6 protein-coding genes are annotated in these 6,523 nt (G+C 75.2%); 3 read left to right on the top strand and 3 right to left on the bottom strand.

Going from position 1 to position 6,523, the window contains the following annotated elements; translation table 11 throughout:
• Positions 1-238: 238 nt before the first annotated feature.
• Positions 239-1,762: a hypothetical protein gene (locus DMH08_RS37655; protein ID WP_125621007.1), complete on the top strand. Its 1,524-nt coding sequence runs from the start codon at positions 239-241 to the stop codon at positions 1,760-1,762.
• A gap of 74 nt (positions 1,763-1,836) precedes the next feature.
• Positions 1,837-2,973 carry a CaiB/BaiF CoA transferase family protein gene (locus tag DMH08_RS37650; protein WP_026400389.1) on the top strand — a complete coding sequence of 379 codons (1,137 nt, stop codon included), beginning with the start codon at positions 1,837-1,839 and terminating at the stop codon, positions 2,971-2,973.
• Between the two features lie 56 nt (positions 2,974-3,029).
• Here the strand turns inward: DMH08_RS37650 and DMH08_RS37645 are convergent, their stop codons facing one another.
• Together DMH08_RS37645 and DMH08_RS37640 are read right to left on the bottom strand one after the other, a co-directional pair.
• Positions 3,030-3,326, bottom strand: coding sequence for a hypothetical protein (locus DMH08_RS37645; protein ID WP_125621005.1), 297 nt, complete (start codon positions 3,324-3,326; stop codon positions 3,030-3,032).
• Positions 3,327-3,409: 83 nt separating this feature from the next.
• Positions 3,410-4,870, bottom strand: a complete 1,461-nt coding sequence (locus DMH08_RS37640; protein ID WP_125621003.1) for an MFS transporter — start codon at positions 4,868-4,870, stop codon at positions 3,410-3,412.
• 71 nt (positions 4,871-4,941) lie between these two features.
• On the opposite strand from DMH08_RS37640, the gene DMH08_RS37635 reads away from it, so the two are divergent.
• Complete coding sequence (locus tag DMH08_RS37635; RefSeq protein WP_125621001.1) at positions 4,942-5,616, top strand: TetR/AcrR family transcriptional regulator; 675 nt, start codon at positions 4,942-4,944, stop codon at positions 5,614-5,616.
• 12 nt (positions 5,617-5,628) lie between these two features.
• Here the strand turns inward: DMH08_RS37635 and DMH08_RS37630 are convergent.
• The coding region (locus tag DMH08_RS37630; protein WP_125620999.1) for an acyl-CoA dehydrogenase family protein at positions 5,629-6,523 on the bottom strand (895 nt) is incomplete at its 5' end.

Genomic DNA, 6,523 nt, shown 5'->3' with positions numbered 1-6,523 from the left:
GGCGGGCATGGGGGCCGGGGATTCGTCGTCTATTCGTCCGGAAATCGCACGACATATTCTTTGGCCTTCGTCAGTGTTCCCCCAATTCGGCTCCACGCCGGTCGGTGCGCCCCATAATCTCGGGTCCGCGAACGGGGAAACGCAGGGAGCGGAGTGGCGCGCCGTGATGGAAGATGTCCTGACGGGTTCGGAGGCGGGAACGCCCGCGGCCGAATCGGCGTACGGCGACCTTGTCCGAATGGCGTATTTCGTTCTGCCGGGCCGGGGCAAGCGCGTCTACCGGCTGGCGCTCGCCCGGCGGATCGTGGACGGCACCGCGCGCGGTGCCCGCGACCGCTCGGCGGCCGGGCTGGCCCGCCGCCGCACCCGCGTGCTGCGCCGCGCGATGCGGCCGTCCCGCCGGCTGCAGATCGGCCTCGGCCCCTGGCTGCGCGCGCTGCCCGCCCGGCTGCCCGACCCGGCGCTGACCGTCGCGCTCGCCAAGCTCGAACCCGGCGTCCGCGTCGCCTACGTGCTCCTGCACATCGAGGGGATGCCGCGCTTCGCCGTCCGCGACCAGCTCATCGAGCTGCGCGTGCGCCGCCCCTGGCAGGTGATCGAGGCGGCCGACGCGGTCGAGGCGCCGCCCTCGCGGCGGCCCGCGCGGTTCGAGCCGGTGCCGGTCCGGCCCGTCCGGAACCGGTCGGTGCTGCCGCTGGTCACGGCCGCCGCCCTCACCGCCGTCCTGGTCGGCGCCCTGGTGGTCACCGAGCGCCCGCCCGCGGCGCCCGCCGCGTCGCTGCGGCTCGTCACCGCCGCGCCGGACGCCTGGCGCACCGTCCGGTCCCTCGACGCCTGGCCCGCGCGCGGCGACCTCGTCCGCGACGACGTGTTCCTGCGGGAGGCCGCCACCGCCTGGGCGGCGGAGACCGGCGCGGACCGGCCCGGCGACGCCGCCCAACTCCTCTACGCCGGGCGTGCCGCCGGCGGGCCGCTCGCGGTGATGCGCAGCGGCGCCCGCCTCGCCCGGTACACCCCGGCCGGGCTCGAGGTCCGCCTCGCGGGCGCCGACCCCGCCGCCCCGATCGCGCTGCCCGGAGGCCGCTGGCTGCTCGCGCCCTGGGACGCCGCCCCCGAGACCCTCGACGGCGCGGCCCTGGCGGTCCGCGACGGCGTGACCGCGCCCGTCGCGCCCGCGACGCCCTGCGGCCGCGGTCCGCTGTTCCACGTCGGCTCCCGCACCGTCGGGGCGCTCGGCGGCCCGCGCGCGCCCGTCCTGGCCTACCGCTCGCCCGACCACCGGACGACCGACCCCCGGTCGCTCGACCGCCGGACGTCCGGCGCCGCGCCCGCGGAGCGGCTCGGGCCCGCGGGCCGCGACTTCTGGAACCGGCTCGGCTGCCTCACCGCCGAGCGGGACCGGCCGGTCGCCGAGGCGGTCGCGTGGGACTTCTGGGCCGGACGGCTGCCGCACGGCGGGGGCCGCGCCGACTGGACGTGCACCCGCCTCGCGTTCGCCGACGGGACCGGTTCGTCCGAGGCGATGCTCCTCACCCGGGCCGAGCCGATCCGGACGGGCGCCTGCGACGTGGGGCGCCCGGTGAGCGGCACGTGGTGGACGGCGCCGGACGGCGCCCGCCGCTACCTCGCCGCCGCCGCGCGCGGCCTCACCCCGCATGCGGACGGCGGACTGCGCACCCGCACCGAGGGCCGGCTGCTCGTCGGCACCTCGCCCGACCCCGGCGGTGCCGTCCGGGTCACCGCCCGGGACCGCGACCGCTGACCCGCGTCAGCATCCGCTTACGCCGATGGTGCACACTGGGGGGACCGAACGACGTTCAGCGAAAGGGTCGCGAGATGGGCAAAGGTCCGCTCTCCGGAGTGCGGGTGATCGAGCTGGCCGGGATCGGGCCGGGGCCGTTCGCCGCGATGCTGCTGGCCGACCTCGGCGCCGAGGTGATCCGGGTGGAACGCGCCTCGGCCGTCGGCGGCGGGATGGCCACCGACTTCACCAACCGCGGCAAGCGGTCCGTCGCGGTCGACCTCAAGTCCGACCGGGGACGCGACGTCGTCCTGCGCCTCGTCGAGAAGGCGGACGTGCTGCTCGAGGGCTTCCGGCCGGGCGTCACCGAGCGCCTCGGCATCGGCCCCGACGCGTGCCTCGACCGCAACCCCGCCCTCGTCTACGGCCGGATGACCGGCTGGGGCCAGGACGGCCCGCTCGCGCAGAGCGCCGGCCACGACATCGGCTACATCGCCGTCACCGGCGCCCTGCACGCCATCGGCCGCGCCGGCGGCCCGCCGCAGGTCCCGATGAACCTCCTCGGCGACTTCGCGGGCGGCAGCATGTACCTCGTCGTCGGCGTCCTGTCGGCCCTGCTGGAGTCCCGGACGAGCGGCCGCGGCCAGGTCGTCGACGCCGCCATCGTCGACGGCACCGCGCACCTGTCCACGTTCATCCACGGCTTCCTCGCGGGCGGCATCTGGGAGGACCGCCGCGGCGTCAACATGCTCGACACCGGCGCCCCCTGGTACGACGTCTACGAGACGGCCGACGGGAAGCACATGGCGGTCGGCGCGATCGAGCCCCAGTTCTACGCCGAGTTCGTCCGGCTGCTCGGCCTCGACGGGGAGGACCTCCCCGGGCAGCACGACAAGGACCGCTGGCCCGACCTGCGCGACCGCTTCGCCACCGCCTTCAAGGCCCGCACCCGCGACGAGTGGGCCGAGGTCTTCCTCCCGAGCGACGCGTGCGTCGCGCCCGTCCTGTCCCTGGAGGAGGCGAAGGAGCACCCGTTCAACACGTCCCGCGACGTCTTCCCGGAGCTCGGCGGCCGCCGCCAGCCCGCCCCGGCCCCGCGCTTCTCCCGCACCCCCGCCGAGACCGACGGCGTACCCGTCCTCCCCGGCGGCCAGACCCGCGACGTCCTCACCGACCTCGGCTTCGACGACGTCGACGCCCTCCTCGAGTCCGGCGCCGTCGCCCAGGCGTGACCCGCGACGACGCCCGGCGGCCGAAGGGCCGCCGGGCGTCGTCACCGGACGTCACCTCATCCGGCACCGGGGTCGGGCACCCCGAGGTGCTTGAGGATCGCGTCGAGCTTCCGATCCTGGGCCGCCAGCCGCCCGTCCACGTGGTCGAACCGCCGGCTGTGCTCCGCCAGCGTCCGGCCGTGCGTTTCCAGCGTCTTCTGGATCTTCTTCACGTCCGTCTGGAGCTGACCGACGGCCTTGCCGATCTCCTGGATCCGGCCGCTGAGCGCCTCTGCCTGACCGGGGCCCGCCCAGGTCTCCAGTGTCGTCACTCGGTCCTCCAGCTTGGTGACTCGCTCGTCCATGGTCGTCATGTTCATTCTCCATGCTCGTAGCCGGTCCTGCACTCGGACACGAGAAGTTAGCGCCCGGACGAGTTCGGTGAAGGGCGATTACATTAAGTAGTTGATTTGTCGCGTTTTTGGGTTCTAAACCCTGCAGAATTCTGTCCGTTCTGACGGATTGGTCGCTCGGGGCGGCGGGTCGAGGGGAGGGTGAGGGCGACGGCGGCGGCCACCAGGAACAGGACGGCGCCTACGGCGAGGCCCGTCGCGTAGCCGTCGGCGACGGACGCCGGGGAGGCGGGGTCCGCGGTGTGCCGGGCGGCGACGGTGGCCAGCGCCGCGAGGCCGACGCACCCGCCGAGCTGCCGGGAGCTGTTCAGCAGGCCGGACGCCGTGCCCGCCTCGTGCGGGGCGACGCCCGTCGTCGCGGCGGCGGCGACCGGTGCCAGGACGAGGCCGAGGCCGACGCTGGTGAGCACGGACGGGCCGAGCACGTCGGCGGCGAACCCGCCGTCCGGGCCGATCAGCGAGAACCAGCCGAGTCCGGCGGCGGCCAGCAGCGTGCCGGGGAGCAGCGCCGCGCGCGGCGAGCGGGCCGCGCCCACGCGGGTGGCGACGACCGTCCCGGCCACGACGCCGACGGTGAACGGCAGGAAGGCGGCGCCCGTCGCCGCCGCGCCCATGCCCAGCACTTCCTGCATGTACAGGGAGACGAAGTAGAACGCCGCGAACTGCCCGGCGGCGGCGAGGAACACGATCACGTTCGCGCCCGCCGTCCAGCGGCTCCGCAGGAGGCCGAGCCGGACGAGCGGCGACGCCGTCCGGGCCTCCGCGACCGCGAAGCCCGCCAGCAGGGCGGCCGCGGCGGCCAGCGTGCCCAGGGTCGCGGGCGACGCCCAGCCGGCGACGTCGGTGCGGACGACGCCGAACACCAGGAGGCCGGTGCCGCCGGTCGCGAGGACGGCGCCGAGGACGTCCAGCCGCTCGCGCCGCCCGTCCCGCGCGTCGGCGGTGACGCCCGCGGGCACCAGCGCCAGGGCCGCCGCGACGATCGGCAGGTTGACCAGCATCACCCAGCGCCAGCCCGCGTACTCGGTGAGCACGCCGCCCGCGAGGACGCCGAGCGCGCCGCCCGCCGCGTTCATCGCGCTCCACACGCCGAGCGCCCGGACGCGTTCGCGTCCCTGGGGGAAGGTCGTGGTGATCAGGGCCAGGGCGGCCGGGGCCGCGGCGGCGGCCGCCGCGCCCTGCCCGGCCCGTGCCGCGACGAGCTGCCACGGGGCCTGCGCGAGGCCGCCGAGCAGCGAGAACAGGGCGAAGGCCGCCAGCCCGGACACGAACAGGCGGCGCCGTCCGTACAGGTCGCAGAGCCGGCCGCCGAGCAGCAGGAAGCCGCCGAAGGTGAGCGCGTAGGCGTGCACGACCCAGGACAGGTCGACGGGCGAGAAGCCGAGGGACGCGCGCAGGTCGGGCAGCGCGACGTTCATGAGGGCCATGTCCATGGCGAAGAGGAACTGTGCGACGGACGCCGCCGCCAGGACCGCGCCGGGCCGCCCCCGTGTATTTTTGTACATGTAAGAAAAATAGCCGCCCGGCCGTCCGCCGTCCAGTCCGGGGCGGGACGCGGGTGCGGGATGATGGGGGGATGTCGCAGCGCAAGGGCAGGCCGCCGCGCTTCTCGCGCGCGGAGATCGTCGAGACCGCCCGCCGGATCGTGGACGCCGAGGGCGTCGACCGGCTGACCATGCGCCGGCTGGCCAAGGAGATCGGCGGCACGCCGATGGCGCTCTACCACCACGTGCGCGACAAGGAGCAGCTCCTCGTCCTGCTGCTGGACGACTACGCGGCGCGCAACCTGCTCCGGCCCGACCTGCCGGACGACCCGCGCGAACGGGTGGTCGTCGTGGCGGCCGCCATCCGCCGGACGCTCGCGGCCTGCCCGTGGCTCGTCGAGGTGCTCACCGCCGACGACCTGATGTCGGAGTCCGCGCTCTGGTTCGTCGAGCAGATCATGGACGGCCTGGTCGCGTGCGGCCTCACGCCCGAGCGGGCCGTGCACGGCTACCGGGCGGTCTGGTACTACACCGTCGGCGAGATGATCGTCCGCGCGGCGGGGGAGCGGCGGCGCGCGTCCGACGACCGCCCCACCTACCGGGAGCGGGTGTTCGCGGACGCCGACGCCGCCGAGCTGCCGCGCGTCGCGGCGGTCGCGGGACGCTGGGCGGAGCTGACCGCCGAGGACACCTACCTCGACGGCCTCCGCGCGCTGGTCGACGGCCTCGTCGCGGGCGCGCGCCCGGCGGGCGCCGGGGCGTGCTGAACGGCGGCCGGGTCAGAGCCCGAGGCGCTTCGCCGCGATCTCGTTCATGATCTCGTTGGTGCCGCCGCCGATGCCGAGGATGCGCGCGTCCCGGTAGTGCCGCTCGACCTCCGACTCGCGCATGTAGCCCATGCCGCCGTGCAGCTGGACGGCCTCGTGCACCACGTGCTCGCACGCGTAGACGGCCGTGTTCTTCGCGTACGCCGTCTCGGTCAGGACGTCCTCGCCCGCCGCGTACCGCTCGGCGACCGAGCGCGTGTACACGCGGGCGACGTCGACCTGCCGGGCCATCTCGGCGATCTTGTGCCGGACGAGCTGCCGCGACGCCAGCGGACGGCCGAACGTCTCGCGCTCGCGCACCCAGCCGAGGGTGAGGTCGAGGCAGCGCTGCGCGGTCGCGTACGCCTGCACGGCCAGCGACAGCCGTTCGGCGACGAAGTTCTGCACGATCTGCAGAAACCCGCCGTTCTCCGGGCCCACGAGGTTCGCCGCGGGGACGCGCACGTCGTCGAACGACAGCTCGGCCGTGTCGGAGCACAGCCACCCCATCTTGCGCAGCGGCCGCGAGACGCCGAACCCGGGGGCGCCCTTCTCGATGACCAGCAGCGAGATGCCCTCGAAGCCGGGCCCGCCGGTCCGGACGGCCGTCGTGACGAAGTCGGCCCGCACCCCCGAGGTGATGAACAGCTTCGCCCCGTTCACCACGTAGGCGTCGCCGTCGCGCACCGCCGTCGTCCGGATGCCCGCGACGTCCGAGCCGGTGCCGGGTTCGGTGACGCCGAGCGCGCCGATCATCTCCCCGGCCAGCACCGGCCGCGCGAACCGCCCGATGAGGTCCTCGTTCCCGGACGCGATGATGTGCGGCAGCGCGATCCCGTGCGTGAACAGGGACGCGACGAGCCCGCTC

It is taken from the genome of Actinomadura sp. WAC 06369 (genome assembly GCF_003947565.1).
Taxonomy (GTDB): Bacteria; Actinomycetota; Actinomycetes; order Streptosporangiales; family Streptosporangiaceae; genus Spirillospora; species Spirillospora rifamycini.
This window is presented reverse-complemented; position numbering and strand designations above follow the sequence as displayed.